This window comes from Motilibacter aurantiacus (genome assembly GCF_011250645.1).
GTDB classification, from domain to species: domain Bacteria; phylum Actinomycetota; class Actinomycetes; order Motilibacterales; family Motilibacteraceae; genus Motilibacter_A; species Motilibacter_A aurantiacus.
The window spans coordinates 49,882-75,440 of sequence record NZ_JAANNO010000001.1 but is presented as its reverse complement, the minus strand read 5'-3'; the positions used below and the strand labels follow the sequence as shown (position 1 = coordinate 75,440).

Annotated in this window: 27 protein-coding genes and 1 riboswitch; of the genes, 16 read left to right on the top strand and 11 right to left on the bottom strand. The window is 75.4% G+C overall.

The features are described 5' to 3' along the window. Positions 1 to 68: 68 nt before the first annotated feature. Genes G9H72_RS22700 through G9H72_RS00350 form a run of 4 tightly spaced genes read left to right on the top strand, consistent with a single transcriptional unit; the run spans position 69 to position 3,422 of the window. On the top strand, positions 69 to 1,031 hold the full coding sequence (locus tag G9H72_RS22700) for a patatin-like phospholipase family protein (protein ID WP_166166050.1): 963 nt from the start codon (positions 69 to 71) through the stop codon (positions 1,029 to 1,031). Further along, positions 1,032 to 1,526 (top strand): DUF6912 family protein, encoded by a 495-nt coding sequence (locus tag G9H72_RS00360; protein WP_166166048.1) that lies wholly within the window; start codon positions 1,032 to 1,034, stop codon positions 1,524 to 1,526. Positions 1,527 to 1,549: 23 nt separating this feature from the next. Further along, a complete protein-coding gene (locus tag G9H72_RS00355; protein WP_166166046.1) occupies positions 1,550 to 1,906 on the top strand; it encodes a VOC family protein in 357 nt (118 codons plus the stop codon). A 25-nt stretch (positions 1,907 to 1,931) separates the two neighbouring features. Further along, positions 1,932 to 3,422 (top strand): histidine kinase N-terminal domain-containing protein, encoded by a 1,491-nt coding sequence (locus G9H72_RS00350; RefSeq protein WP_166166044.1) that lies wholly within the window; start codon positions 1,932 to 1,934, stop codon positions 3,420 to 3,422. Between the two features lie 275 nt (positions 3,423 to 3,697). Here G9H72_RS00350 and G9H72_RS00345 read toward each other — a convergent pair whose 3' ends face one another. Together G9H72_RS00345 and G9H72_RS00340 are read right to left on the bottom strand one after the other, a co-directional pair. Continuing rightward, the gene (locus G9H72_RS00345) at positions 3,698 to 3,949 is read right to left on the bottom strand and encodes a WhiB family transcriptional regulator (protein ID WP_166166042.1); all 252 of its coding nucleotides are present in this window, start codon (positions 3,947 to 3,949) and stop codon (positions 3,698 to 3,700) included. A 320-nt stretch (positions 3,950 to 4,269) separates the two neighbouring features. Beyond that, positions 4,270 to 5,184 (bottom strand): diacylglycerol/lipid kinase family protein, encoded by a 915-nt coding sequence (locus tag G9H72_RS00340; protein WP_166166040.1) that lies wholly within the window; start codon positions 5,182 to 5,184, stop codon positions 4,270 to 4,272. A gap of 34 nt (positions 5,185 to 5,218) precedes the next feature. On the opposite strand from G9H72_RS00340, the gene G9H72_RS00335 reads away from it, so the two are divergent. Next, entirely contained in the window at positions 5,219 to 5,680 is a 462-nt protein-coding gene (locus G9H72_RS00335; protein ID WP_166166038.1) for a hypothetical protein, read from the top strand. 133 nt (positions 5,681 to 5,813) lie between these two features. Here G9H72_RS00335 and G9H72_RS00330 read toward each other — a convergent pair whose 3' ends face one another. Together G9H72_RS00330 and G9H72_RS00325 are read right to left on the bottom strand one after the other, a co-directional pair. Next, on the bottom strand, positions 5,814 to 6,755 hold the full coding sequence (locus G9H72_RS00330) for an RNA polymerase sigma factor SigF (protein ID WP_331271855.1): 942 nt from the start codon (positions 6,753 to 6,755) through the stop codon (positions 5,814 to 5,816). Beyond that, a complete protein-coding gene (locus tag G9H72_RS00325) occupies positions 6,752 to 7,171 on the bottom strand; it encodes an ATP-binding protein (protein ID WP_166167605.1) in 420 nt (139 codons plus the stop codon). Before G9H72_RS00325 ends, G9H72_RS00330 begins: the two co-directional genes overlap by 4 nt. Positions 7,172 to 7,316: 145 nt before the next feature. Between G9H72_RS00325 and crcB (G9H72_RS00320) the strand changes: the two genes are divergently transcribed. After that, complete coding sequence (gene crcB / locus G9H72_RS00320; RefSeq protein ID WP_166166036.1) at positions 7,317 to 7,769, top strand: fluoride efflux transporter CrcB; 453 nt, start codon at positions 7,317 to 7,319, stop codon at positions 7,767 to 7,769. Continuing rightward, positions 7,766 to 8,137 (top strand): fluoride efflux transporter CrcB, encoded by a 372-nt coding sequence (gene crcB, locus G9H72_RS00315; RefSeq protein ID WP_166166034.1) that lies wholly within the window; start codon positions 7,766 to 7,768, stop codon positions 8,135 to 8,137. The genes crcB (G9H72_RS00320) and crcB (G9H72_RS00315) overlap by 4 nt, the downstream gene beginning before the upstream one ends. 1 nt (position 8,138) lies before the next feature. On the opposite strand, the gene G9H72_RS00310 is transcribed toward crcB (G9H72_RS00315), so the two are convergent. Continuing rightward, the gene (locus G9H72_RS00310) at positions 8,139 to 8,621 is read right to left on the bottom strand and encodes a GNAT family N-acetyltransferase (protein ID WP_166166032.1); all 483 of its coding nucleotides are present in this window, start codon (positions 8,619 to 8,621) and stop codon (positions 8,139 to 8,141) included. A gap of 56 nt (positions 8,622 to 8,677) precedes the next feature. On the opposite strand from G9H72_RS00310, the gene G9H72_RS00305 reads away from it, so the two are divergent. The 5 genes from G9H72_RS00305 to G9H72_RS00285 all read left to right on the top strand — a co-directional run bounded on the left by G9H72_RS00305 (position 8,678) and on the right by G9H72_RS00285 (position 13,699). Then, complete coding sequence (locus G9H72_RS00305; protein WP_166166030.1) at positions 8,678 to 9,031, top strand: hypothetical protein; 354 nt, start codon at positions 8,678 to 8,680, stop codon at positions 9,029 to 9,031. Positions 9,032 to 9,135: 104 nt separating this feature from the next. After that, positions 9,136 to 9,249: riboswitch (SAM riboswitch) on the top strand. A gap of 43 nt (positions 9,250 to 9,292) precedes the next feature. Next, a complete protein-coding gene (locus G9H72_RS00300) occupies positions 9,293 to 10,705 on the top strand; it encodes an aminotransferase class V-fold PLP-dependent enzyme (protein WP_331271854.1) in 1,413 nt (470 codons plus the stop codon). 16 nt (positions 10,706 to 10,721) lie between these two features. Continuing rightward, positions 10,722 to 11,507, top strand: coding sequence for an inositol monophosphatase family protein (locus tag G9H72_RS00295; RefSeq protein WP_166166028.1), 786 nt, complete (start codon positions 10,722 to 10,724; stop codon positions 11,505 to 11,507). A gap of 7 nt (positions 11,508 to 11,514) precedes the next feature. Continuing rightward, complete coding sequence (cysD, locus tag G9H72_RS00290; RefSeq protein ID WP_166166026.1) at positions 11,515 to 12,447, top strand: sulfate adenylyltransferase subunit CysD; 933 nt, start codon at positions 11,515 to 11,517, stop codon at positions 12,445 to 12,447. Between the two features lies 1 nt (position 12,448). Next, positions 12,449 to 13,699, top strand: a complete 1,251-nt coding sequence (locus tag G9H72_RS00285; protein ID WP_166166024.1) for a sulfate adenylyltransferase subunit 1 — start codon at positions 12,449 to 12,451, stop codon at positions 13,697 to 13,699. 129 nt (positions 13,700 to 13,828) lie between these two features. On the opposite strand, the gene G9H72_RS00280 is transcribed toward G9H72_RS00285, so the two are convergent. The 4 genes from G9H72_RS00280 to cysC all read right to left on the bottom strand — a co-directional run bounded on the left by G9H72_RS00280 (position 13,829) and on the right by cysC (position 18,584). Further along, positions 13,829 to 15,487 (bottom strand): phosphodiester glycosidase family protein, encoded by a 1,659-nt coding sequence (locus G9H72_RS00280; protein WP_166166022.1) that lies wholly within the window; start codon positions 15,485 to 15,487, stop codon positions 13,829 to 13,831. A gap of 82 nt (positions 15,488 to 15,569) precedes the next feature. Then, a complete protein-coding gene (locus G9H72_RS00275; RefSeq protein ID WP_166166020.1) occupies positions 15,570 to 16,331 on the bottom strand; it encodes a hypothetical protein in 762 nt (253 codons plus the stop codon). Between the two features lie 54 nt (positions 16,332 to 16,385). After that, complete coding sequence (locus G9H72_RS00270; RefSeq protein ID WP_166166018.1) at positions 16,386 to 17,084, bottom strand: DUF3159 domain-containing protein; 699 nt, start codon at positions 17,082 to 17,084, stop codon at positions 16,386 to 16,388. A gap of 150 nt (positions 17,085 to 17,234) precedes the next feature. Then, positions 17,235 to 18,584 (bottom strand): adenylyl-sulfate kinase, encoded by a 1,350-nt coding sequence (gene cysC, locus G9H72_RS00265; protein WP_166166016.1) that lies wholly within the window; start codon positions 18,582 to 18,584, stop codon positions 17,235 to 17,237. A 136-nt stretch (positions 18,585 to 18,720) separates the two neighbouring features. Between cysC and G9H72_RS00260 the strand changes: the two genes are divergently transcribed. Next, on the top strand, positions 18,721 to 19,641 hold the full coding sequence (locus tag G9H72_RS00260; RefSeq protein WP_231126154.1) for a glycoside hydrolase family protein: 921 nt from the start codon (positions 18,721 to 18,723) through the stop codon (positions 19,639 to 19,641). Positions 19,642 to 19,650: 9 nt separating this feature from the next. Here the strand turns inward: G9H72_RS00260 and G9H72_RS00255 are convergent, their stop codons facing one another. Next, positions 19,651 to 20,520 carry a glycerophosphodiester phosphodiesterase gene (locus G9H72_RS00255; RefSeq protein ID WP_166166014.1) on the bottom strand — a complete coding sequence of 290 codons (870 nt, stop codon included), beginning with the start codon at positions 20,518 to 20,520 and terminating at the stop codon, positions 19,651 to 19,653. A 138-nt stretch (positions 20,521 to 20,658) separates the two neighbouring features. Here G9H72_RS00255 and G9H72_RS00250 point away from each other — a divergent pair, with 138 nt between their 5' ends. The 3 genes from G9H72_RS00250 to G9H72_RS00240 all read left to right on the top strand — a co-directional run bounded on the left by G9H72_RS00250 (position 20,659) and on the right by G9H72_RS00240 (position 23,931). Beyond that, a complete protein-coding gene (locus G9H72_RS00250) occupies positions 20,659 to 21,882 on the top strand; it encodes a molecular chaperone DnaJ (protein WP_166166013.1) in 1,224 nt (407 codons plus the stop codon). Between the two features lie 141 nt (positions 21,883 to 22,023). Next, positions 22,024 to 22,605, top strand: coding sequence for a TerD family protein (locus tag G9H72_RS00245; RefSeq protein ID WP_166166012.1), 582 nt, complete (start codon positions 22,024 to 22,026; stop codon positions 22,603 to 22,605). A 198-nt stretch (positions 22,606 to 22,803) separates the two neighbouring features. Continuing rightward, a complete protein-coding gene (locus G9H72_RS00240) occupies positions 22,804 to 23,931 on the top strand; it encodes a DUF475 domain-containing protein (RefSeq protein WP_166166011.1) in 1,128 nt (375 codons plus the stop codon). 116 nt (positions 23,932 to 24,047) lie between these two features. On the opposite strand, the gene G9H72_RS00235 is transcribed toward G9H72_RS00240, so the two are convergent. Then, a complete protein-coding gene (locus tag G9H72_RS00235; protein ID WP_166166010.1) occupies positions 24,048 to 25,424 on the bottom strand; it encodes a VWA domain-containing protein in 1,377 nt (458 codons plus the stop codon). Positions 25,425 to 25,559: the final 135 nt, after the last annotated feature.

Genomic DNA, 25,559 nt, shown 5'->3' with positions numbered 1-25,559 from the left:
AAGGCTATGCGGCCGGGGGGTGGCGCCGCGTGGCAGCATGACGCAGCTGTGTCGAGGCGGGAGGCGAAGTGGCGGTGACGCGGGGCGTCGCGCTCGGGGCCGGTGGCGTCCTGGGCGCGGCCTGGGAGGTGGGCGCGCTGTGCGCGCTGTCGGAGGTGCTCGGCGTCGACGCCCGCGCCGCCGACGTGCTGGCCGGCACGTCCGCCGGCTCCGTCGTGGCCGCGACCCTGGCCGCCGGCGTGAGCGCCGAGCAGTTGCGCGACTTCCACCTGGGGCTGCCGCTGCCGGAGGGGCTGACCGTGGCCTGGGACCACGAGACCGGCACCGGCGGGGCGCGCCCGGCCCGCCCGGGGCGCATGCCGGCCTCGCCGGCGTTGCTGGCCCGCGCCCTGCGCCGCCGCGGCGAGGTGCCCTGGGTGACCGCGCTGTGGGCGGCCGCCCCGCGGGGCCGGGGCAGCCTGGCGGCGCTGCGCACGGCGGTGGACGCCATGGTCGGGCCGGGGGAGTGGGCCCCGCGGCCGAACGTCTGGATCCCCGCGGTCGACTTCGCGACCGGGGAGCGGGTCGTCTTCGGCCGGGAGGGCGCCCCGCCCGCCTCGCTCGGGCGCGCGGTCGAGGCGTCGTGCACGGCGCCGTTGTGGTTCGCCCCGGTGCGCATCGGCGACCGGGAGTACGTCGACGGCGGCGTCCGGTCAGGGGTGAGCGTCGACCTCTTCGCCGGTCAGGGCCTCGACGAGCTGTACGTCGTGGCGCCGCTGGCCTCCACCCACCCCGACCGGCCCGCCTCCGCGCTGGAGCGGGCGGAGCGGCGCTGGCGGCGGCGGGTGACGCGGATCGTGCTCGCCGACGCCCGGCGGGTCGCGGCGGAGGGCACGCGGGTCGTCGTGGTCACCCCCGGCCCGGAGGACCTGCGGGCCATGGGGGCCAACCTGATGGACCCGGCCCGGCGCGTGCGCGTCCTGGAGACGAGCCTGCGTACGACCGCGGCGGCCCTGCGCCGCCAGCTGCCTACGGCACGGAAGGTGGCCTAGGTGCGCGTCTACCTGCCCTCGACCCTGGCCGCCCTGGCCCGGCTCGCCGCGGAGCGGGAGCTGGGCCCGGCGCCGCTGGCGGCGTACGCGGTGACCCCGGCCCTGCGCGAGTGGTACGCGGAGGGCGACCTCGAGGAGCTCGAGTACGCGGCCTCCGACGCCGCGGCCGCGGCCTCCCTCGAGCTGCTCGCGGCCGAGCAGGCCCCGCGGCTGCGCCGGGTCGTCGTCGCGGCCGACGTGCCGGACTCGGCGGTGCGGCCGGACGCGGGGCTCGGGCGGGCCGGCGTGCGCGTCGCCGAGGCGGTCCCGCTCGCTCGCGTCGCGAGCGTGCACGTCGACGACGCGGAGGCCGAGGCCGACGTGCGCGCCGCGCTCGAGGCGCTGCCGGCGGCTCGCGCGGGCGACGAGGACGCGGCGTTCACGGTCGAGCAGGTGGAGGGGCACGAGCTGCTCTGGTATGCCACTCAGGAGATAGAGGACCTGCTCGGCCAGTAGTCCGACGCGACAGGGGGGATGCCGTGAAGGGGAGCTTGAAGGACGTCTGCATCGACGCCGCGGACGCCCACGCGCTGGCCCGCTGGTGGGCGCCCGTGCTCGGCTACCACGTGCGCGAGGACGCCCGGCCGGGCTGGACGGCTGTCCCGATCGTCCCACCGGGTGGCGTGAGCGGTCCCGGGCTGTGGTTCAACCAGGTGCCGGAGCCCAAGTCGGGGAAGAACCGGGTCCACCTCGACGTCGAGGGGGACTGGCGCGAGCTCGTGGCGCACGGCGCGACGGTGCTGCGCGGGGAGGGCGCGGTGCCGGAGGAGGACTGGGTCGTGCTGGCCGACCCGGAGGGCAACGAGTTCTGCGTGTTCGCCCCGCCCGCCGCGTGATCCGGCGGGACGTACCCTCCTTGTCGTGCCGACGCTGACGGACCTCGCCCGCGAGCGGACGGCGCTCGACGAGGCCGACCTCGACCACCTGCAGGCGCTGATCGCCGACTGGCAGCTGCTCGCGGACCTCTCCTTCGCCGACCTGGTGCTGTGGGTGCCGTACGCGGACGGCAGCGCCTACGTCGCGGTGGCCCAGATGCGCCCGACCACCGGCCCGACGCTGCTGGTCGACGACGTGGTGGGCGAGGTGCTGCCGCGCGGCTGCCGGACGCAGGTCGACACCGCGTACGACGAGGGCCGGATCTGCCGCGAGCGCGACCCGGAGTGGCGCGCGGACGTCCCCGTGCGCGAGGAGACCGTCCCGGTGGTGCGTGCCGGCCGGGTCATCGGCGTGATCACGCGCCACACCAATCTCGCGACCGCGCGCACGCCGAGCCGGCTCGAGCTGACCTACCTGCGGTGCGCCAACGACCTGGCCCGGATGATCGCCGAGGGCTGCTTCCCGCTGGCCGGCGAGGGGGACGGCGCGTCCTCCCCGCGAGTGGGGGACGGGCTGCTCCGGCTCGACCCCGACGGCTACGTGACCTACGCGAGCCCCAACGCCCTGTCGGCCTACCGACGGCTAGGCGTCACCGCCGACCTGGTCGGCGCTCACCTCGGGCGGGCGACCGCCGCGCTCGCGCCCCATCAGGAGCCCGTCGACGAAGCGCTCGAGAGTGTCGTCGGCGGCCGCTCCCACCGGTGGGGCGAGGTCGCGGTCAACGGCACCGTGGTCCTGCTGCGGGCCATCCCGCTGCTGGCCCGCGGCACGCGGGTGGGTGCGCTCGTCCTCGTGCGCGAGGTGTCGGAGCTGCGGCGCCGGGAGCAGGAGCTGCTCTCCAAGGACGCGACGATCCGCGAGATCCACCACCGGGTGAAGAACAACCTGCAGACCGTGGCCGCGCTGTTGCGGCTGCAGGCCCGCCGGGTGCAGGCGGAGGAGGCGCGCGCGGCGCTCGCCGAGGCGGTCTCCCGCGTCGGGTCGATCGCAGTGGTCCACGAGACGCTCTCCCGCTCGGCCGACGGCCAGGTCGCCTTCGACGAGGTGGCTGGAAGGCTGGCCTCAGGGGTCGTGGAGGTCGCGACGGCGGGGGCGCCGGTGCGGCTGCGTCGGACGGGGGAGTTCGGCACGTTGCCTGCCGAGGTGGCGACGCCCCTCGCCCTCGTGCTGACCGAGCTGTTGGCGAACGCGGTCGAGCACGGCTGCGGGCCCGGTGGCGGCGGGGACGTCGAGATGGCGGCAGCACGCCGCGGCCCTGCCCTGCGCGTCACCGTGGAGGACAACGGGCCCGGCCTGCCGGCAGGGTTCTCCCTGGACGGCTCGGCCAACCTGGGCCTGCGCATCGTGACCGGGCTGGTCCGGACCGAGCTGCGCGGCGAGCTGACCCTGGCCCCGCGCGAGGGCGGGGGCACCGTTGCCACGGTCTCCTTGACCGTTCCGGTATCACCGCCCGGGCCCGACGCCTCTGCCTTCTGACGGCGCGACGACGGCCGGCTGCGCGCGAGCACCGGCCGTTCGTCCGGACGGGTCGGCCCGGGGGGAAAGTCCCCCGAACGAGCGACCCCCCGGTGCACTAGCCAGGCCCGGGGGGTGCCACTATGTCGATGACGGCGAGAGCCCCGGCGGGGCTACCGCCGAGGCTCTCGGGACACGAGCCCCGGGACGGGAAAGGCCGGAGGCCCGGCCGTGCTCGTCACCGGTGCGTGCGACTCGTTCGGGGGAAGGGGGAACAGCTATCGCCGGAGCGGGAGTCAGGCCGTCCGTACTCGGCTGCGGGCTGCGCGACGCTTGAGCGCCCGGCGCTCGTCCTCGCTGAGCCCGCCCCAGACACCGGCGTCCTGACCCGACTCGAGCGCCCAGGACAGGCACGACTCGGTGACAGGGCACTGACGGCAGACCGCCTTGGCCTCCTCGATCTGCAGCAGCGCAGGGCCGGTGTTGCCGATCGGGAAGAACAGCTCGGGGTCCTCGTCACGGCAGGCAGCCTCGTGGCGCCAGTCCATGCGTTTCCACTCCTCGCAGGTCATGCGGGGGGGCGAGAAGCCCCCTCGTCGTCGAGCAGCGGCCCGATGGATTCTCGAGCCGCCCCTGGTCGTCGTTCGCGAGCGATCTGCGGTCGACGCGCACAGGTCGGCGCCCGGGTCGCGGGCGCCGGAGTTCAGCCTTCCACCGGCTCGTGGGGTTCACAAGGGTTTCCGGCCTGTTACCGCGGGCGTGCGCTGTCGACTACATCACAGCCAGATCACGGAACCCCATTGCTGAGGCCCTTGAGGTTCCGGTCTATCCCCTCTGCTCGGGGTTCAACCGTCGGATACCCGATTCCTCAGGTCAACACCGGCAGAGCCGCCAGCACGGACTCGACCACGAAGCGTCGAGACCGGCCGACGTAGTCGCCGTCGACTTGTAGAGGTACGTCCGAGTATGCGGTGAGCGTCACGCGACTCACGTTACCCACAGTTATGACTTGCCTACCATGCGGCGGGCGTCTTCCCGACAGCAGTTGCGCAGCGGTCCGCGCCACCGGCAGCGGGCGCACACTGCGCAGCCCGAACACGGCCAGCCCGGCATCGAGCGCCGCCTCCGGGTACGGGTCGATCGGGCGCCGGCCGAGGTAGGTCCAGGGCCGCGTGTTGGCGACGACGGCCAGGCGCAGCCCCTCGACCGGGTCCCGGCCTGGCTGCTCGAGCGTGAGCGGCACGCCGTTCCGGCCGGACAGCTCGCGGACCGCCGAGCGGATGTAGAGCGCGGGCGTCGAGACGGTCCCGGCCGCGCGCGCCGCCTCGACCCGCTCGACCACCGCGGCGTCCAGCCCGATGCCGGCCGTGAACGTGAACCAGCGCCCGTCGACCCGGCCGAGCGACACCCGCCGGCGCCGCCCCTCGCGCAGGGCCTCGAGCAGCTGCCCGGTCGCCTCGACGGGCTCGCCGGGCAGGCCCAGGGCTCGGGCGAAGACGTTGGTGCTGCCGCCCGGGACGACCGCGAGCGCGGGGCCGGCCCCGATCGGGCCGTCGGCCAGCAGGCCGTTGACCGCCTCGTTGACCGTGCCGTCCCCGCCGAGCACGACCACCACGTCCACCCCGTCCGCCCGGGCCTGACGAGCGAGCTCGGCGGCGTGGCCGCGGCCCTCGGTCGAGACGGTGTCGATCTTCAGGTCGCTCGCCAGCGCCCGCGCGATGACCTCCCGAGCCCGGGTGGTGGTCGTCGTGGCCGCGGGGTTGGCGACGAGCAGGGCGCGCATCCGGCCCAGGATAGGGCCGTTATCGTCAGGGCTCGTGAACCCCGACCCCGGCGAGACGACGGCACCCGCTCCCGCGGCGGCCCCGACCGGCGGCCTGCTCGCCCTCGCCGCCTGCGTCGCTCTGGAGGGGCTCGCGCTCGTCGTGGTCGGCGCGGTCGTGCTGGTGGACGTGATCGCCGACGGGGCCGGCAACCCGCTCCTGTGGGCGTTCCTCGTCGCACTGTTCTTCCTGTACGGCGGCACGCTGCTCGTCGCGGCCCGGGCCGTCCTGCGCCGGCGGCGCTGGGCGCGGGCGCCCGCCGTGCTGTCCTCGCTGCTCGCGCTTCCGGTCGGCTGGGACTCGCTGAGCCAGGACGAGCCGCAGATCGCCGTGCCGGTCCTCCTCGTCGGGGTGGCCGGCTTGGTGCTCGCCCTCGCGCCGGGGGTCGGCGGCCTGCTCGTCCGCGAGCGCGGGGACGACGCCTCCTCGCCGGAGGCTCCCGACCAGGCAGCCTGAGGCCGGGGGCCGGCCGTGCCGGACGGAGCTGCCGGGCTCCGTGAACGTCACAGGGCGGGCTCCGACCGGAGCCCGCCCTGCCGATCCTGCGCACGACGCAGCCCGGTGCGGGGGCGCGTCGCGCGGGGTCGCGTCAGTCCTCGGTGAGCAGCCCCTCGCGCAGCTGCGCGAGCGTGCGGGCGAGCAGCCGCGAGACGTGCATCTGCGAGATGCCCACCTCGGCGGCGATCTCGGACTGGGTCATGCCGCGGAAGAAGCGGAGCAGGAGGATCTTCTGCTCGCGGGGCGGCAGCTTCTCCAGCATCGGCTTGAGCGACTCGCGGTACTCCACGCCCTCCAGCGCCTCGTCGTCCACGCCGAGCGTGTCGACGACGGCCACCGAGTCCTCGTCGCCCTGGTCGCTGGCGTCCAGCGAGAGCGTGCTGTACGCGTTGGCCGACTCCAGGCCCTCGAGGACCTCTTCCTCGGTGATCCCCAGCTGGGTGGCCAGCTCCGCGACGGTCGGGGCGCGGCCGTTGCGCTGGGACAGCTCGCTGGTGGCCTGCGTGAGGGTCAGGCGTAGCTCCTGCAGGCGGCGCGGGACGCGTACGGCCCAGCCCTTGTCGCGGAAATGCCGCTTGATCTCGCCCACGATCGTCGGGGTGGCGTACGTCGAGAACTCGACCCCGCGCTGGGGGTCGAAGCGGTCGACCGACTTGATGAGCCCGATGGTCGCGACCTGGACGAGGTCGTCGTAGGGCTCGCCGCGGTTGCGGAACCGGCGCGCGAGGTGCTCGACCAGCGGGAGGTGCTGCTCGACGAGGGCGTCGCGCACGCGCTTGCGCTCCGCGCTGCCCTCCTCCAGGGAGGTGAGCTTGGCGAACAGCGCCCGCGTCCGCTCGCGGTCCACGCCCATGCCGCTGGACCCGGAGGTCGTCGGAGCGGGGACGGTGGGCTCGGCCGCCTCGGCGAGCTCCGCCGGGGCAGCAGCGGCGTCGGCTGCTGCCGCGTCCACGGCGGCCGGCTCACTCGCGGCGGGGAGCTCCTCGCCCGGGGCGGTGCCCGGACGGTCGGCGACCGGTCGGGAGGCGCTCACGACCCGGAGCCCGTCGGCAGGCCGCGGCGCTTGTGCAGCGAGATCCAGACGGTGAGGCCCTCGTCGATCCCCGCGTCCACCTCGCCGGCGAGCGCGGTGAGCACGGTCCAGGAGAACGTGTCGCGCTCGGGCTGGACGCCGCGCGTCGTGGGGGCGCGCACCGTCACCTCGAGCGCGTCCTCCTCGAGCGCGAAGCGGCACACCAGCTCGGCGTCCGGCGCCGCCTGGGGGAGGAGCATCGCGCAGGCCTCGTCGACCGCGATCCGAAGGTCCTCGATCTCGTCGAGGGTGAAGTCGAGCCGCGCGGCGAGGCCGGCGGTGGCGGTGCGCAGCACCGAGAGGTACGCGCTCGACGCCGGCAGGGTGACCTCGACGATGTCGCCGGCTGGGCTCTCCGGCCTCGATACCGTTGACAGGGCGCTCTCGCTCAACCGGACTCCTCGCGTGCCGAAAGGGGCGACCGCCCCGCAGGCCCACGCTACCCGTCCGCCTCGGGGACGACGAACCCGCGGCGCGCCTGCGGGGGAGGGCCGCTCCACGAGCCCGATCTAGCATCCGCAGGTGCCGGACGACGCCCTGCCCGATCCGCCGCCGACGGGCCCTGGCCGCGCCGCGCCCGGCGGGGCGGGCGCCGACCGGGCCGTCGTGGCGGCCGTGTCCGCGGGCGGTGTGCTGGGAGCCGAGGCCCGCTACGGCCTCGGCGTCCTGCTCGCACAGCCGTCGGGGGCCGTCCCCTGGGCCACCCTGCTGGCCAACGCCAGCGGTTGCCTGCTGATCGGAGCGCTCATGGCCGTGCTCGGGCGGGCCGCGGCCCCGCCACGGCTGGCCCGGCCGTTCCTCGGCGTCGGGGTGCTCGGCGGCTACACCACCTTCTCCGCGTACGCCGTCGACGCCCACCGGCTGGCCGAGGCCGGCCGGCCGCTCGCCGCTCTCGGCTACGTCCTCGGCACCCTGGCCGCTGCCCTGTCGGCCGTGTGGCTCGGCACCGCCGCGGCTCGGAGGGTTCTGCGATGACCGCGCTGCTCGTCGCGCTCGGCGCCGCGGTCGGCGCCCCGGCACGCTTCCTGGTCGACCGCGCGGTGCAGCGCCGGCTCGGCACGGCGTTCCCCTGGGGCACGCTGCTCGTGAACGTGGCCGCGTGCCTCGTCCTCGGGGCGCTGACCTCCCTGGCGGCCGACGGGCATGCCGGCTCGCGCGTCGTCGCGCTCGTCGGGCCCGGGTTCTGCGGCGCGCTGAGCACCTACAGCACGTTCGGCTACGAGGCGCTCCGGCTCACCGAGGAGGGACACGCCGCCCGCGCGCTGCTGTACGTCGTGGCGAGCGTCGTGGCGGGGCTCGCCGCGGCGGTGGCCGGCTGGGGCGCGGGGGCGGCGGTCGGCTGAGTCAGGCCTTGCCGGCGGCGGCCAGTGCGTCCCCGCTGAGCCGGTGCACGGTCCACTCCTCCATGGGCTCGGCGCCCATCGAGCGGTAGAAGCCGCGGGCCGGCTCGTTCCAGTCCAGGCACGACCACTCGAGCCGGGCGTAGCCGCGCTCGACGCACAGCGCGGCGAGCGTGCTGAGCAGCGCCTTGCCGTAGCCCTGCCCGCGCAGCTCGGGGCGGACGTACAGGTCCTCGAGATAGATGCCGTGACGGCCCTGCCACGTCGAGAAGTTGAGGAACCAGAGGGCGAAGCCTGCGACCGCGCCCTCGTGCTCGGCGACGTGCGCGTGGACGCGAGGCGATTCGCCAAACAGGGCTTCAGTGATCTGCTCTTCGGTGGCCAGCACTTCGTCCAACGCGCGCTCGTAGTCCGCGAGCTCCCGGATCAGGCCCAGGATGGCGGGCACGTCGTCGGAGCGGGCGGGGCGGATCGCGGCGTCGTTCATGACGGCGATTCTCCCGGGCCCTTCTCGATGCGAGGGGAGCGCGCTAGCGTCCGGGCGTGCACCCGGAGCGCGCGCGGCGCCAGGCCGAGCTCGTCGGCCGGCTCGCCCGCGCGTACGCCCGGCTCTTCCGTGCCCGCCACGAGCAGCGCGAGGGGCTGCACGTCTGCTGGGGGCTGCCGAAGCGGGCGTACCCGCGCGGCGGCGTCACGTGGGGCGACACCTATCTCACCGGGGACGGCGACCGGGCGCGCAGCGCTGCGCGGATCCGCCACGAGACGGTCCACGCCGACCAGTGGCGGCGCTACGGCTTCCGCTTCGCCTGGCTCTACCTGCGGGCGGGACGCGAGGCGGAGGCCAACCGGTTCGAGGTCGAGGCGGGGCTGGAGGACGGTGGCTACCGCCAGGCCTAGCCGGGCCGGTGACCGCCCCGGGCGGCCGTCTCGCGGTGAGACGGCCGTCCCATCACCCGGACAGGCCTGTGCGGGCCGGGACGCGCTGTGCCATGCTGGGCGCAGGTCACGAGTGCCAGCGTTCAGCCCCGGCTTGCTGGCCGGCAACCCTCCTCCGCGGTGGGGTGCTCCGGGTGACGACCTGGCCGAGCGCGCGGCGCGCCCGGCAAGCGCGGACCCGTGAGAGCAGCCTCGCAGGTCCCCGACCTCGAGGAGCACCCCGTGACGCTGCTGGACGAGCGCCCCCTCGCGCCGACCACTTCCCGCGTGCCCGGCCGCCCCCTGCCCGTCGTCGGAGCCGGCCGTGTCGTGCCGCTCGCGACCGGGGGCACCGCGACGTACGCCGACCTCGACGTGGCCGCCTCGGCACCCGCGCTCCGGGCGGTCGCCGACGCGGTGGCCGAGGCGCTGGCGTGGTACGCGAGCGTCCACCGCGGTGCGGGCTACGCCTCCCAGGTCAGCACCGAGCTCCTGGAGCAGGCGCGGGCGGGCGTCGCGCGCTTCCTCGGCTGCCGGCCGGGTGACCAGGTGGTCTTCACCCGCAACACCACGGACGCCTTCGCCCTGCTGGCGCACTGCCTGCCGGCCGGCACGACGGTGGTCTCGTACGCCTCGGAGCACCACGCGAACCTGCTGCCGTGGCGCGCGCACGCCGAGCGCGGCGGCCGGCACGTGCTGCTCCCGGTGCCGCGGTCCCCGCTGGCCGCCCTCGACCTGCTCGACGCGGCGCTCGCCGGGCTGCCCGGCCCGGTCCTGGTGTCGGTGACGGGGGCGAGCAACGTCACCGGGGAGCTGTGGCCGCTGGAGGAGATCGTCGCGGTCGCGCGGCGGCACGGGGCCCGGGTCGCGGTCGACGCGGCGCAGCTCGCCCCGCACCGCGGCGTCGACCTGGCCGCGCTCGGGGCCGACTGGGTGGCGGTGTCGGGGCACAAGCTCTACGCCCCGTACGGCGCGGGCGTGCTCGCCGGCCGGGCCGACTGGCTGGACGCTGCGTCGCCGTACCTTCCCGGCGGCGGGGCGACGACCTCGGTCACCGCGCGGGGCCAGCTGTGGGTGACCGGCCCGGGCCGGCACGAGGGCGGCACTCCCACCGTGCTCGGCGCGGTCGCCCTCGCCGTGGCCTGCGCCGAGCTCGAGGCCGTGGGGCTCGCCGCCCTGCAGCGCCGCGAGCACGCCCTGCAGGCCCGGCTGGAGGCGGCGCTGGAGTCGGTGCCCGGGCTGACCGTGCACCGCCTGTGGGGCGAGGCGGCCCAGCGGATCGGCGTCGCCACGTTCACCGTCGACGGCTGGGACCCGGCGCTGCTCGCGACCGCCCTGTCGGCCGAGCACGGCGTCGGGGTGCGGCACGGCCGGTTCTGCGCGCACCCGCTGGTCGACGCGCTGCTGGGCTGCGAGCAGCCGGTGACCGGGTGCGAGGACGCCGCGACCGGGACGGCGGTGCGGGCGAGCATCGGCGTGGCGACGACGGAGGCCGACATCGACGCGCTGGCCGGGGGCCTGCGCGCGCTCGCCCTCGACGGGCCGCGCGCTCAGTACACTCGCACGTCGACCGGCTGGGCGGTCGCGCACGACGCACGTCCGCCCGCTGCGGGCATCGCGGCCCGCATCCTGCGCCGCCAGACCGAGCTCCTGTAGTCGACGGAAGGCCCGCGTGTCCGCTCTCTCCGACGTCTCCGTCGCCCGCACCGTCGCCGCCGAGGCCGGTGACGCCCTGCTCGCCCTGCGCGCCACGGCGGCCGGCGTGCCCGACCTGCGGGCCCGCGCCGACGCCGCCGCCCAGGCCGTCATCGCCGACCTGCTCGCCCGGCTGCGCCCCGAGGACGCCGTCCTGTCGGAGGAGGCGCTCGACGACCCCGCCCGGCTCGAGGCGCGCCGCGTCTGGATCGTCGACCCGCTCGACGGGACCCGGGAGTACGGCGAGGAGGGCCGCCACGACTGGGCGGTGCACGTCGCGCTGTGGCAGGACGGCGAGCTGACCGACGGCGCGGTCGCGCTGCCCGCGCTCGGCGCGAAGGGGCTGGTGCTGGCCACCGACGACGTCACCGCGCCGCCCGCCCGCGCAGCCGGGGCCGCGCCCCGCCTCGCGGTCAGCCGCAGCCGGGCGACCGACCTGGTCAAGGGCGTGGCCGAGGTCCTCGGCGCGGAGCTCGTCCCGATGGGGTCGGCGGGGTTCAAGGCCTCCGCCGTGGTGCGCGGCGAGGCCGACGCGTACGTCCACACCGGCGGCCAGTACGAGTGGGACTCCGCGGCGCCCGTCGCCGTGGCGCGTGCGGCCGGCCTGCACACGAGCCGGGTCGACGGCTCGCCGCTTGCCTACAATCGCCCGGACCCGTCGCTGCCGGACCTGGTGGTGTGCCGCCCCGAGCTCGCCGAGGCGGTGCTGGCGGCCATCGCTTCCCTGAGCGGCGGCGACACGGCAACGGGCCGGAAGGACTGAGGGCGAGATGACCAACGCGCAGGGCACCCCGCAGGCGAGCCCCGACTACCGGCTGAGCCAGCTCAAGACGCTCGAGGCCGAGTCGATCCACATCTTCCGCGAGGTCGTCGCGGAGCTGGAGCGGCCGGTGCTCCTCTTCTCCGGCGGCAAGGACTCGATCGTCATGCTCCGCCTGGCGGAGAAGGCGTTCTGGCCGGCGCGCATCCCGTTCCCCGTGCTGCACGTGGACACGGGGCTGAACTTCCCCGAGGTGCTGGCCTTCCGCGACAAGCGTGCCGCCGAGCTCGGTGTGCAGCTGCTCGTGGCCTCCGTGCCGGACGCGATCGAGCGCGGCCTCGTGCGCGAGGAGCCCAACGGCTCGCGCAACCGGATCCAGACCCCGGTCCTGCTCGAGGCGATCGAGAAGCACGGCTTCACCGCCGCGTTCGGCGGGGCCCGGCGAGACGAGGAGAAGGCGCGCGCGAAGGAGCGGGTGTTCTCGTTCCGGGACGAGTTCGGCCAGTGGGACCCCAAGAACCAGCGGCCGGAGCTGTGGAGCCTCTACAACGGGCGCATCCACATGGGCGAGTCGATCCGCGTCTTCCCGCTGTCGAACTGGACCGAGCTCGACATCTGGAACTACATCCTCGCCGAGTCGATCGAGATCCCCTCGCTCTACCTCGCGCACCAGCGGGAGGTGGTGGACCGGCAGGGGATGCTCTACGCCGTCAACGAGTTCATCGCGCTCCGAGAGGGCGAGACGTCGTCCGTCGAGACCGTGCGCTACCGCACCGTCGGGGACGCGAACCTCACCGCAGCGGTCCGGTCGGACGCCGACACGCTGGAGAAGATCGTCGCCGAGGTCGCGGCGACCCGGCTCACCGAGCGCGGCGCCACCCGTGGGGACGACAAGGTGAGCGAGGCCGCCATGGAGGACCGCAAGCGGGAAGGCTACTTCTGACATGGACATCCTGCGGTTCGCGACCGCCGGCTCGGTGGACGACGGCAAGAGCACGCTGATCGGGCGCCTGCTCTACGACAGCAAGTCCATCTTCGAGGACCAGTACGAAGCCGTGGAGCGCGCGAGCGCGGGCAACGACTACGTCAACCTCGCGCTGCTCACGGACGGCCTGCGCGCCGAGCGGGAGCAGGGCATCACGATCGACGTGGCGTACCGCTACTTCGCCACCCCGCGGCGCAAGTTCATCATCGCGGACACCCCGGGCCACATCCAGTACACCCGCAACATGGTCACGGGCGCCTCCACGGCGGACCTGGCCATCGTGCTCGTCGACGCCCGCAAGGGGATCCTCGAGCAGAGCCGCCGGCACTCCTTCCTGGTGTCGCTGCTGCGCGTGCCGCACCTCGTCGTCGCGGTCAACAAGATGGACCTCGTGGACTACTCCCAGGAGGTCTTCGAGCAGATCGCGTCCGAGTTCACGGGGTTCGCCTCCAAGCTCGACTTCCCCGACGTGCAGATCATCCCGATCTCCGCGCTCGAGGGCGACAACATCGTCCACCGGTCGAAGAACATGCCGTGGTACGAAGGCCCGTCGCTGCTGCACCACCTCGAGCACGTGCACATCGCCAGCGACCGCAACTTCGTGGATGCGCGCTTCCCTGTTCAGTACGTCATCCGTCCGCAGTCGCGCGAGTTCCCGGACTACCGCGGCTACGCGGGCACCGTCTCCGGCGGCGTGTTCAAGCCGGGCGACGAGGTGATGGTGCTGCCCAGCGGCTTCACCTCGCGCATCGCGGGGATCGACGGCCCCGGCGGCCCGGTGGCGGAGGCGTTCTCGCCGATGTCGGTGACGATCCGGCTCGAGGACGAGATCGACATCTCCCGCGGCGACATGATCTGCCGCCCGCACAACACCCCGAGCGTCACCCAGGACGTCGACGCGATGGTCTGCTGGATGACCGACGAGCCGTTGCGCCCCCGGCAGAAGCTCGCGGTCAAGCACACGACCCGGTCCGCCCGGGCCATGGTCAAGGAGCTGCAGTACCGCCTCGACGTCAACACCCTGCACCGCGAGGAGGGCGTCGAGTCGCTGGGGCTCAACGACATCGGCCGGGTCCGGCTGCGCACCACCGTGCCGCTCTTCGCCGACCCGTACGGCCGCAACCGCAACACCGGCGGGTTCATCCTCATCGACGAGGCCACCAACCGGACCGTCGGTGCCGGCATGCTCAACACCACCGGCCAGGACTGACGACCCGGCCCCACCCGCGCGCCCGCCCCACCCGAGCTCGGCAGATCGCGGCATCGTCGCGGCTCTATCGCAAGAATGCGTCATCGTGCCGATCGCGTACTGGCACGATGACGCATTCTGCTGTACGGGTCAGGGCACCCGGCGCTGCGAGGGCGTCGGGGGCAGCACCAGCAGCGCGTCCCCGACCGGGCGCTCGGCGCCGCCGGCGTCCGACGGCGTGTTCACGACGGCACCGCGGGCGACCATGGTCGTCGAGCCGCCTCCGTCGAGGTTCAGCGCGTCGCGCAGGCCGAGCGCCTTCGCCACCTGCGCGGCCTCGGGGATGGACAGGCCGAGGCTCGCGGTGCTGCGCCCGTCGGCGGTGACGAGGACGGTCCGCCCGTACGCGTCCACACCGGCGAGCGTGCGCGGGTTCCGCTTGGCCGCCCAGCCGTAGTAGAAGGACGGGTCGTTCGGCCGGACCATGCCGTCGCGGGCGACGGTGACGTGCAGGTCCCCGTCGCGGACGAGCTCGGGGCCGCCGTTGACGACCGACGTGCCGGCCGAGTGGCGGACGACCCGCCCGTCCTCGTCCCGCAGCGTCGCCTGCAGCCGGAGCCGCTTGCCCACGGTGGCCACGGCACGCAGCGCCGCGGCCTGCGTGCCCGTCGCCTGCACCGACCGGCCGCCGGGCGGCAGCGCCCCGCCCCGCGGGGAGCGCACTGCGACGACCCGCTGGTGCGCGTCGAGGACCGCCTCGACGCCGGCCCCGGCCGGGGTCGTCGGGCCGTACGCCGCGGTGAACGCGACCAGCTCGTCCGGGTCGGTGCAGGTGGTGTCGTGGCGCGGGGCGCTGCCGACGGGCGCGTCGTCGGCCGTCCCTCCGCAGTTGCGGATCAGGCCGGGCACCCGGTTGACGCCGTCCAGCGCGAGCCGGGTGCCTCGGGGGGCCAGGACCGAGCCGTCCCAGGTCACCCGGGCCACGCGGGTGCCGCGGGCGCCCTCCCGGACGACCAGCACCGGCCGGTCGCCGACCGGCTCGCTCTGCAGCTCCCCGTCGTACACGCCGGCGCCGGCCGGGTCGCCGGGGGCGCCGGAGGCGGTGTCGAGGACGAAGTAGCCGGCGTTGACCGCGGCGGTGGCGCCGGCCGCGCGGCCGAGCGCGCTCGTCGTCTCCCGGTCACGCAGGTCCGGGCCGTACGACGCGACGAGCGATCCGGTGAAGGCCCGCGGGTCGACGGTGAGCACCTGCAGCTTCCAGGGGCCGCGGTCGGTGGGGGCGCCGTCCCAGCCGGTGAAGACCGTGGACGCGCCGGGGAAGCCGGCGGCCCCGAGGCGCGACTGCACGGCGGAGGCCTGAGCCTGCGTCGCGAGCTGCCCGACCCGGACGCGGTGGCCGATGACCCCGCCGGCGAAGTCGGCCGTCGCGGGCGTCTCGACCGGCTCGACCCGGGGCTCGAGGCCGGCCGCGGCCAGCCGGGCGGCGAGCGCCCGGGCGTCGGCCGCGGTGCCGAGGGCGGCGCGGGCCCCGCCCGCGCTGCCGCCGGCGGGCACCTGCACCTCGACCGTCCAGAACGTGGCGGCGTCGGCGGCCCCACGGACGATCGAGGTGAGCGTCACGCCCGGCTGCAGGGCCTGCGTCGACCGGGTCTCGACGAGGCCCGCCGGCCCCAGCGGCAGCTCCTGCGCGGGCTGGGGCGGGGCGGCGTCGGCCGTCGTCACGGGCAGGGCGCAGAGGCCGAGCAGCGGGACGGCGAGGGCCGCAGGCGCGGCGACGCGCCGGGAGGCGGTGCGGAACGTGGCAGGCATGGGGCGGAAGCTAGGGCCGCCGGGTTGCGCGGGCCCCGCCCGCTCGTGTCCGGAAGGTGAGCGCGAGGCGACGCTCGCGGGGTCAGGCGTGGGCGGTGTCCGGCACCGGCCCCGGCCGCAGCAGGCCCGGCAGCTGCTCGTCGAGCCACTGGCCGAGGGCGGGCAGGCTCTGCCGGTCGGCCGGCTCGATCGCCGCGATGATGCCGTCGGCGTGGACGAGGACGAGCGTCGGCTCGGAGGCCCCGAGCGCGCGCCAGAGCAACGCTCCCGGGTCCTGCGCGACCACGCCACGCGCTCGGCGGGTGGCGATCGCGAACTCGTCGGCCGCCAGCTGCTCGTTCCCGCTGCTCACCAGCCACGGGTAGACCCCGACGGCGCGCGCCCGGCCCACGACGTCCAGGACGAGCGGATGGCAGTCGCACCCGCCGGACGGCAGCACCACGACGACCGCCGCACGGGCGTTGCGTGCGCTCGTCGCGCGGGCGCCCAGGGTCTGCAGCTGCACATCGGGCAGCAGACCCCCGACGGTGGCGACCCTCCCGTGCCGGGCGGCGAGCGGGAGCGTCCCGCGCGGGGCCTGGGGTGACAGCAGCAGCGCCGGGGCGCTCAGCGCGAGGACGAGGGCGGCGATGACGAGGAATGGGAGCGCGGCGCGCAGCCGGCGCCGTCCGGGGGACCTGGTGCTCGCCCGCGCACGCTCGCGCTGCTCGCGCAGCCACGCCTGCCGGTCGGGCTCCAGCTCCCTCGCGTCATCGGGGACGCGCCACTCCCAGGCGTCCTCGGGGCGCCGGTCGGAAGGGCCGTCCGGCCGCGAGCTCTCACCGTCTCCGGGCCAGCCTGCCATTCCGTCAAGTGTGCCACCGCGCGGCGAGGACGCGAGCGGGCCGCCGCCGCAGGGCTACTGCGCGGTGGTGGCGTCCAGGGCCGGGCGCGCCGTGTCGTGCCCCGGCCGGGCCTGCCGCGGGATGACGACCTGCGGGTCGCGCCGGTTCAGCCGGCGCAGCCAGGCCCAGGAGAGCAGCCCGCACACCGCGTACAGCGGCATCCCGAGGACCAGCTTGGCGATGCCCATGCCGGTGAAGGAGCCGGCCAGGTAGAGCGGCCACTGGATGCAGGCGCGGACGGCGTACCCGAGCCCGAACACGGTCGTGACGACGCGGTAGTTGCGCAGCCGGCGGGGGTCGCCGCGCCAGGAGGACACGGGCTGCCCGCCGAAGAGCGTGAGGAGCAGGCCGGCGAGCGGCCAGCGCAGCGCGGCGGAGCCGAGGCAGACGACGACCAGGAAGAGCGTGCCGACGAGCCCGGGCAGGTACGCGTCCTCGGCGTTGCCGGAGCGCAGCGCCAGCGCGGCCCCGGCGCCGGTGACGACGAGCCCGCCGATCGCGGGCACGAGGCGCTCGCGCCGGGCCAGCCGGACCGCCGCCACGGCGGCCGACGCGGCCAGCGCCACGCCGAGGGAGAGCCCGAGCCGGTTGGTGAGCGGGTAGAACGAGACGAGCAGCGCGCCGGGCACCACGGCCTCGAGGAAGCCGCGGGCACCGCCCACCAGGTGCGTGACGCTCGGCCGCTGCGCGGGCACGCTGGCGATGTCGGCCATCGAGGGACGCCTCCGGCGTGCCCTGGCTGCGTCGCTCACGTCGCCCCCGGCGTTCTCTCACGGCTGCCCCTGCCGCCGGCGTCCCCCACGGCTGCCCTCCGGGCACCGTATCGGCCGGCGCGCGCGGTGGCACGCCGTTTCCGCCTGCGGTCACCCGACGAGACGCCGCGCCCGGAGCAGCCGCCAGACCCGCTCGACGCACTCCTCCAGGGACATCTCGGAGGTGTCGAGCACCAGGTCGGCGTCGGCCGGCTCCTCGTACGGGTCCGAGATGCCGGTGAACTCGGGGATCAGCCCGGCCCGCGCCTTCGCGTAGAGGCCCTTGCGGTCCCGCGCCTCGCACACCTGCAGCGGCGTGGCCACGTGGACGAGGACGTACGCCCCGGCCCGCTCGGCCATCGCCCGCACGTCCGCGCGCACAGACGCGTACGGGGCGATCGGGGCGCACACCGCCGTGCCGCCGTGCCGGGCGATCTCGGCCGCGACCCAGCCGATGCGGCGCACGTTGAGCTCGCGGTCCGGGCGCGAGAAGCCCAGCCCCGAGGAGAGCATGGTGCGGACGACGTCCCCGTCCAGCAGCGTGACGGTGCGGTCCGTCCGCTCCAGGACCGCCTCGACCACGGCTCGCGCGATGGTGGACTTGCCCGAGCCGGACAGCCCCGTGAACAGCAGCACCAGCCCGCGCTCGGCAGCGGGCGGGTGGGCGTGCCGGAGCGCGCGCTCGCCCGCGGGGGAGGTGTAGCCGGGCGGCAGCGGGTCCCCGCGGTCGAGCAGCTCGCGGAGCTCGGCCGCCGGGAGCGGCCCTGCCGGGCCCACCTCGACGGGGACGGCGGGCGCGTCCCCGATCCCCTGCTCGAGCCCGGGCTCGTGGGGGAGCAGGACACGGCCGGCCCCGTACGCCGCGGCGACCTGGACCGCCAGCCCCGCCGCGGCCACGGGCCCCAGCCCCGGGTGCGCCGGGAGCGGGACGAGCCGGAGCCGCCACCCGAGCGGGCGCAGCGCCCGCACCAGCTGCTCGGGCGCGAAGCCCTGCCCCGCACCGACGAGGGCGAGCAGCAGGACCTGCGCCCCCTCCCGCTCGGCGGCCGCGCGGACCGCCTCCACGTCGTGCGCGTGCAGCGGGCGGGCGCACGGGACGGCGAGCACCGGCCCGTCCGCCTCGGCGCGCGCCTGCTCGGGGGGAAGCCGCAGCGCGGCGAAGATGCCCGGGCTGCGGCGGCGCAGCCGCTCCAGCGGGCCCGCCGCGAGCGCCCGCCCGTCCTCCTGCACCGTCTCCGTCACGGTCAGGGCGGCGAAGGGGACGGCCTCGGGGTCGACGAGCACGACGCGCCCGCCCTCCGCCACGGCGTCCGGGGGGACCGGCACGGCGAGCGGCAGCCCCGACGCCGCGCGCTCCGCGGCGGTCGGCACCCGCGGGCCGCCGGCGTACGCCCCGGCCAGGGCCAGCTCGACGTCGTCGGCGGTGGCGTCGTCGACGACGACGGAGATCTCGCTGCTCATGGGCCCCAGCTTCGCGCACCGCCACCGTCCGCCCCTCGGGACGGGCCGCCCGGACGTTTGCGCGCCCGGTCGGCGGTGGACGATCCTCGGGAGCCCGCCCGACACCTCGCGACGGCCCTTGTGGAGGAACTGCACCGTGACCGAGCTTCCGGAGGGGCTGCCTGCGATCGACTGGGACGCGGGCACCGTGGTGGTGGAGCCCCCGGAGGGTCGTCCCGGCGCCTGGGCCGGCGGCCCGAGCGCGCTCCTCGTCGACGGCGTCTTCTACCTCGCCTACCGCTTGCGCCGGCCGGTGGGCGAGGGCCGCGGGTTCGCCAACGTGCTGGCCCGCTCGGCCGACGGGGCCCGCTTCGAGACCGTCGCGGTCGTCGGGAAGGACGCGTTCGCGGCCGAGTCGCTCGAGCGCCCGGCGGTCGTCGTCACCCCCGAGGGCCGCTGGCGCATGTACGTCAGCGCGGCCATCCCGGGCACCCGCGGCTGGCGGGTCGACCTGCTGGAGGCCGACACGCCGGAGGGGCTCGCCGAGGCGACGCCACGGACCGTCCTGCCGTGCACCGAGCTGGCCGCGCCCAAGGACCCGGTCGTGGTCCGGCACGGCGGGCTCTGGCACCTGTGGGCCTCGGTGCACCCGCTGGACGACCCGCTCGCCACCGACCGGATGACGACCGAGTACGCGACGAGCGCCGACGGCGTCGACTGGCAGTGGCGCGGGACCGCGCTGTCCGGCCGGCCCGGGCTGTGGGACGCCCGCGGCGTGCGGGTCAGCTGCGTCGTCGAGGAGGGCGGACGGCTGCTGGCGTACTACGACGGCCGGGCCACGGCCGGGCAGAACTGGGAGGAGCAGACCGGGCTCGCGGTCGGGACGCTGCCGGACGGCACGTTCACCGCGGTCGGGGACGAGCCGGCGCTGGTCTCGCCGCACCCGCCCGGCGGGCTGCGCTACGTCAGCGCCGTCCCGGTGGCCGAGGGATGGCGCGTCTACTACGAGGGCACCCGCCCGGACGGGGCCCACGAGCTGCGCACCGAGCTGGTCCGGCGACTCGCCGCAGCGGCCTGAGGCCGGGCGTCAGCCGACGCCGAGCCCGCTGAGCTGTGCCCGCAGCGCCGCCGGCCGGTTCGTGATCACGACGTCGACGCCCAGCTCGACGCAGAGGCGGGCGTCGGCGGGGTCGTCGACCGTCCAGACGTGCACCGCGCGGCCGCGCCGGTGGGTCGCCTCCACCAGCTCGGGCCGCTCACGCAGCAGCCCGATGCTCGGCCCGAACCCGGCGACCCCCGCGGGCAGCCCGGCCAGCAGGCCGCCGATCGCGGGGACGCGCACGCCGGCCGCCCGGCCCGCGCTCATCCCCAGCCGGTGACGGCTCGTCAGCCACACCAGCGGCAGGCCGGGCGCCTGCTCGCCGACCCGGCGCAGGGCAGTGGTGCTGAAGCTCATGACGCGGACGGTGCTCGCCTCGCCCGGGCGCGGCCGGGCCAGGCCGTGCCGCTCCAGCAGCTCGCAGAGGGTGCGCTCGACGCGGCCGGCCCAGCGCGTGGGGTGCTTGGTCTCGATGGCCAGCTGTACCGGTCGTCCCGCGCTGCGCACCAGGCCGAGCAGCCGGTCCAGGGAGAGGACGCCACGCTCGTCACGGTCGACGCCCTCGGCGTGCCAGCGCCCCTGCCCGGCCCACGACTCGAAGTCGAGCTGGGACAGGTCCGCGAGCTCGAGGGCGGACACGACCCCGCGCCCGTCGGAGGTCCGGTCGACGGTCCGGTCGTGCACGCAGACCAGGTGCCCGTCGCGGGTCAGCCGGACGTCGCACTCGAGGGCGTCGGCCCCGTCCGCGATCGCTTTCTCGTACGCCGCGAGCGTGTGCTCGGCGACGTCGGCGGAGGCTCCGCGGTGGGCGACGACCTGGGGCGCCAGGCTCGTCCGCGGTCCGGCGAGGGCTCGCATGATCCCCATGCTCTCTCAGCCGGCGCCACGGCACGCGCCGGGCAGGTGGCCGCGGGGTGAGCGGTGTGGAAACGTTCGGCGAGCAGGGCGGGCGCCGGGGGTAGCGTTGCCGGACAGCCAACGGAAGGAGCCGATCGGGTGCTGGGCCGTCGCGGCCGCAACGCCCAGGCCGAGCGTGCCCTGGCGGCGCGGGACGCCCTGATCGAGTCCTTCTACGCGGTGGACCGCGCCCAGCGCGACCTCCGCGCACGCGTGGACGCCGCCGCCACCCTCGACCCGCAGGGCCCGGGAGGGCGGCTGCGCGCGGAGTTCGCCCCGCTGGACCGGGCCGCCGACGTGCTCGGCGCGGCTTATCTCGCCGCCATCGACGCGCACCCGCTGGACGAGGACGACGTCCCCGGGGCGCCGGGCGCGGCCGAGCGGGACTTCGAGGCGGTCCTGGAGCGCATGCGGCGCTGCTCGGCCGAGCTCGACGCCTTCGCCGCCCGCTCGGCCGCGCCGCTCGCCGTCGTGGACGCGGCGCTCGCCCAGCTCCCGCCGCGGGTCGCCGCAGCCCGCTCGGCCCTGGCCGCGGCGCGGGAGGCGGTCGCCCGGCTGGCGGCGGACGGGCTGGCTCCCGGCAGCGCCGGCGAGCTGCTGGCCGCCGCCGAGCAGGACGCCGCCCGGCTCGACGGCGGCGCGGCGCGGCTCGGTGTCGCCGCGGCCGTCGAGCTGGCGGACCGGGTGGCGGCGCAGGCCGACCGTGCACGCGCTGCCGCCGAGGAGCTGCCGAGCCGCCGGGAGGCCGTACGCCGCCGGCTGTCGTCGCTGCGCACCCGGGCCGACGCCGTCGAGCACCGGCTGGCGGGCGTGGGGCCGGCACTGTCCGCGCTGCGGCGCGGGTTCGTCGCCTCCTCCTGGCACGACGTCGAGGCCGCGCTCCCCGGAGCGGCCGAGCGGGTGCGCCAGGCCCGCGACCTGCTCGACGACGCCGCCCGAGCCGGCCGTGCCGGCGAGAGCGCCGAGGCCGAGGCGGCCGTCGCGGCCGCGGCCGACGCCCTGGACCAGGCGGAGGAGGCGGTGACGGGGGTGGGCCGCCGGCGCGAGCGGCTGGAGGCCGCGGTGGCGGACCCGACGGCTCCGCTCAAGGCCGCCCGCTTCGCCGTCCGCGACGCCCAGCGGCTGGCGCTGGCCGGGGGTGAGCCCCTGCCCCAGCGGTGGGTGCAGGCGCTGGACGCGCTCGCCTTGCGGCTCGACAGGGCGGCCGAGTCCGTGCAGGACCGGCCGCACCCGGACTGGGAGGCGTACCTGCGCGAGCTCGAAGCGGTCGCGGCCGGCGCGGCGTCGGTCGTGGGCGAGATCCGCGCCGCCCGCGCCCGCTGACCGCCCGCCCGCGGGGCGGTGTCATGAGCTGGATCACGCGGCGTGGGGCTAGGCTCCGGAACCAGTCGCCGTATCCCCGGCGTTCAAGGCCACGAAGACGTTGGGCGTACGTTCGCCCACGATCACAACCGGAGGTCCCTCGTGGGAGTCAGCCTTTCCAAGGGCGGGAATGTCTCGCTCACCAAGCAGGCCGGGCCGGCCGGCCTGAACAACGCGATCGTCGGCCTGGGCTGGGACGTCCGCACGACGACGGGCACCGACTTCGACCTCGACGCCTCGGCGATCCTCGTCAAGGCCGACGGCAAGGTGCTCTCGGACAAGCACTTCGTGTTCTTCAACAACCTCAAGAGCCCCGAGGGCGCCGTCGAGCACACCGGCGACAACCTTACCGGTGAGGGCGAGGGCGACGACGAGCAGATCAAGCTCTCGCTGCCGGCGATGCCGGCCGAGGCCGACAAGGTCGTGTTCGCGGTCTCCATCTACGACGCCGAGACGCGCTCGCAGAGCTTCGGCCAGGTGCGCAACGCCTTCATCCGCGTCGTCAACGCCGACAACAACGAGGAGCTGGCGCGCTACGACCTGTCCGAGGACGCCTCCACCGAGACCGCGATGGTCTTCGGCGAGGTCTACCGCAACGGCGCGGAGTGGAAGTTCCGCGCGGTCGGCCAGGGCTACGCCTCGGGCCTACGCGGCATCGCCTCCGACTTCGGCGTCGGGGTCTGACCTTCCCCGCACTCCGCCTGCAGGGCGGGCGCGCCGCTCCGTCCGCGGGGCGGCCGCCCGTCACTTCCCACGCCGGCCCGGCGCTTCCTCGCGAGGCGCCGGGCCGTCGTGCGTGCGCACCGACCCCATCGCGCGGATACGCTTCGGCCGAATGTCCGTAGCTCCGCCCGGAGCGTCAGTCGCACTCGAGGAGAGACGTTGATCCTCCGTACCTTCGGATGGTCGTTCGGCATCACCGCCGTCGGCCTCATAGCCGCCCTGGTGCTCGGCGGCCCCGAGGCCCTGGTCCTCGTCGCCATCCTGTCGATCCTCGAGATCTCGCTCTCCTTCGACAACGCCGTCGTCAACGCGAAGATCCTCGTCCGGATGTCGGACTTCTGGCAGAAGATCTTCCTCACGATCGGTATCGCGATCGCCGTGTTCGGCATGCGGCTGGTCTTCCCGCTGCTGATCGTCGGCATCACCGCGCAGCTGTCGCCGGTCGAGGCGATCCGGTTGGCCAACGAGGGCGGGAGCGCCGAGGAGGAGGGCACCTACGCGTACCTCCTGCACGAGGCGCACCCGGACATCGCGGCGTTCGGCGGCATGTTCCTGCTCATGCTCTTCCTCGACTGGCTCTTCGACGAGGAGCGCGAGCACCATTGGCTGGGCTTCCTCGAGCGCCCGCTCGCCAAGCTCGGCCAGCTCGACGCGCTCGCGGTGGTGCTCGGCCTCGGCGCACTGGCCCTGGCGGCGGAGACCCTGGCCGAGGAGCCCGGCGAGGTGCTGCTCTCCGGCGTCCTCGGCGTGATGACGTACCTGCTGGTCAACGGCCTGGGGTCGCTGTTCGAGAGCCAGGGCATCGCCGACGACGGCGAGGACGCGGCGCCCGCGCGTCGCGGCGGCCCGTCGCAGGCGGCGAAGGCGACCGGCAAGGCCGGCTTCTTCCTCTTCCTCTACCTCGAGGTCCTCGACGCGTCGTTCTCGTTCGACGGCGTCATCGGCGCGTTCGCCATCTCGAACAACATCTACATCATCGCGGCCGGCCTCGGCATCGGCGCGATGTACATCCGCTCGCTGACCGTCTACCTGGTCCGCAAGGGAACGCTCTCCCAGTACATCTACCTCGAGCACGGCGCCCACTGGGCCATCGGCGCGCTCGCGGTCATCATGCTCGTGTCCATCGGCCACGAGGTCCCCGAGGTCATCACCGGCCTCATCGGCGTCGCCTTCATCGGCGCGGCCCTGCTCAGCTCGTTGCAGCACAACAAGAACGTCGGCCACGGCGAGATCGTCACGCTCGACGGGCACGTCGAGGAGCACGAGACCTCGATCCCGCGGGTCTGACGGGCGCGCCCCGCTCCGGGCGCGGCCCGCCTCCGACCCCGAACGACGAACGACGCACCTCCGCTCCGGGAGGTGCGTCGTTCGTCGTGTGCGGCGACTACGGGGCCGGGGGCGCCTCAGCGCACCAGCCCGCGCTGGCGCGCCTGCTTGAGCCACTCCGGGTACTCGGTCATCAGCAGGTCGAAGAGCGCGTCGTCGGAGATGTTGGCCGGGTCCTCGACCGCGAAGAAGTCGGCGTTGTCGAGGAACCGGCCGGACATGTCGTCCAGCCCCTCGAGGAACGCGAACTCGCTGCGTCCCCCGCCGCCGAGCCCGAAGCGGGAGGGCTTCGCGTCGATGGACTTGCTGCTGCGCCCGATGGCCATGAACTGCCAGAAGAGCGGCTCGTACGAGCTCGACATCACGTGGCTGCGGGTCACGTCCTCGTCGAACGTCGCCCCGTCGGTGATGAACATGACGTAGACGGGCACCCCCGGGGCGGGGGACGTGCGCGGGGCGTCCGAGCCGAAGTAGTGCCTCCGGATGGCCCCCATGGCCTTGCCGTAGTACGTCCCGGCCTCGAGCCGGTGCGAGGCGAGGATCTCGCGGACGTAGGCGCTGTAGTTGTCCGGGCTCATGGAGCCGGCCTCGTACGCCCCCTCCCCGAAGACGAAGCAGTCGATGCTCGCGTCGTCGTCGAAGCGCATGCCCAGCGCGAGCACGCGCTCGGCGAGGGCCTGGATCTTGCCGCCCGAGTAGAGACGGTGCATCGACCCGGAGATGTCCAGGCAGATCGCGACCCGGGCCGTGTGCTCCCCGAGCCCCTTCTTCTCCAGCGAGACCGCGGCCCGCTTGGTCAGGTCGAGGAGCTTGCGGTCCCCCCGCTGCTCGAGCTTCTTCTCGAGGTTCACCAGCTGCTGCTTCTTCAGCGAGATGGCGGGGGCGGGGGCGGCAGCCGGGGCGACGGGCGGGGGGGCCGGCTCGTCGTCGACGCTGATGCCGAAGTCGGAGGCGAGCCCGGCGAGGCCGGAGGCGTAGCCCTGCCCGACCGCCCGGAACTTCCAGGCGCCGCCGCGGCGGTAGAGCTCGCCGAACACGAACGCGGTCTCGGTCGAGGCGTCGGAGATGTCGAAGCGGACGAGCTCGGCGCCGCTGTCGGCGTCGAGCACCCGCAGGTGCAGGCCGGGGACGCTGCCGAAGCTTCCGCGGTCGGCCGAGGCACCGATCACGACCCGCTCGACGACCGGCTCCAGGACACCGGTGTCGACCGAGAGGCTGTCGGTCGCGGGGCCGCCCGGCCCGGCCTGCTTCCCGGCGTGGCGCACGGCACCGGAGGCGTGCTGGGGCTGGTTGTAGAACACGAAGTCGGCGTCGGACCGGACCCGCCCGTCCGCGGTCAGCAGCAGCGCGGAGGCGTCCACGTCGGGTACGCCCGGGCCGGCCTGCCAGCCGAGGACGGCCGAGACGCGGGTGCCGGGCAGCGGGACGTTCGCGCCCTTGCTGATGGTGGTCATCGTCGAATCCTGCCTCACGTCGGGACCGCGGCTGCCCTGGGAACGTCCGGGACGCCCTGATCGTCGCGGGACGTGCCGCAAGTGTGTCCACAGCCTCATCCGCGACGCCCGCGCGACCGGGCCGAGTCCGGCTAC

Coding starts and splice junctions, on each gene's coding strand:
- G9H72_RS00280 (WP_166166022.1), bottom strand. CDS start 15,487: ATGCCTGCCACGTTCCGCACCGCCTCCCGGCGCGTCGCCGCGCCTGCG.
- G9H72_RS00285 (WP_166166024.1), top strand. CDS start 12,449: ATGGACATCCTGCGGTTCGCGACCGCCGGCTCGGTGGACGACGGCAAG.
- G9H72_RS00235 (WP_166166010.1), bottom strand. CDS start 25,424: ATGACCACCATCAGCAAGGGCGCGAACGTCCCGCTGCCCGGCACCCGC.
- G9H72_RS00270 (WP_166166018.1), bottom strand. CDS start 17,084: ATGGCCGACATCGCCAGCGTGCCCGCGCAGCGGCCGAGCGTCACGCAC.
- cysC (WP_166166016.1), bottom strand. CDS start 18,584: ATGAGCAGCGAGATCTCCGTCGTCGTCGACGACGCCACCGCCGACGAC.
- G9H72_RS00340 (WP_166166040.1), bottom strand. CDS start 5,184: ATGCGCGCCCTGCTCGTCGCCAACCCCGCGGCCACGACGACCACCACC.
- G9H72_RS00345 (WP_166166042.1), bottom strand. CDS start 3,949: ATGGACTGGCGCCACGAGGCTGCCTGCCGTGACGAGGACCCCGAGCTG.
- G9H72_RS00310 (WP_166166032.1), bottom strand. CDS start 8,621: ATGAACGACGCCGCGATCCGCCCCGCCCGCTCCGACGACGTGCCCGCC.
- G9H72_RS00255 (WP_166166014.1), bottom strand. CDS start 20,520: ATGCGAGCCCTCGCCGGACCGCGGACGAGCCTGGCGCCCCAGGTCGTC.
- cysD (WP_166166026.1), top strand. CDS start 11,515: ATGACCAACGCGCAGGGCACCCCGCAGGCGAGCCCCGACTACCGGCTG.
- G9H72_RS00275 (WP_166166020.1), bottom strand. CDS start 16,331: ATGGCAGGCTGGCCCGGAGACGGTGAGAGCTCGCGGCCGGACGGCCCT.
- crcB (WP_166166034.1), top strand. CDS start 7,766: ATGACCGCGCTGCTCGTCGCGCTCGGCGCCGCGGTCGGCGCCCCGGCA.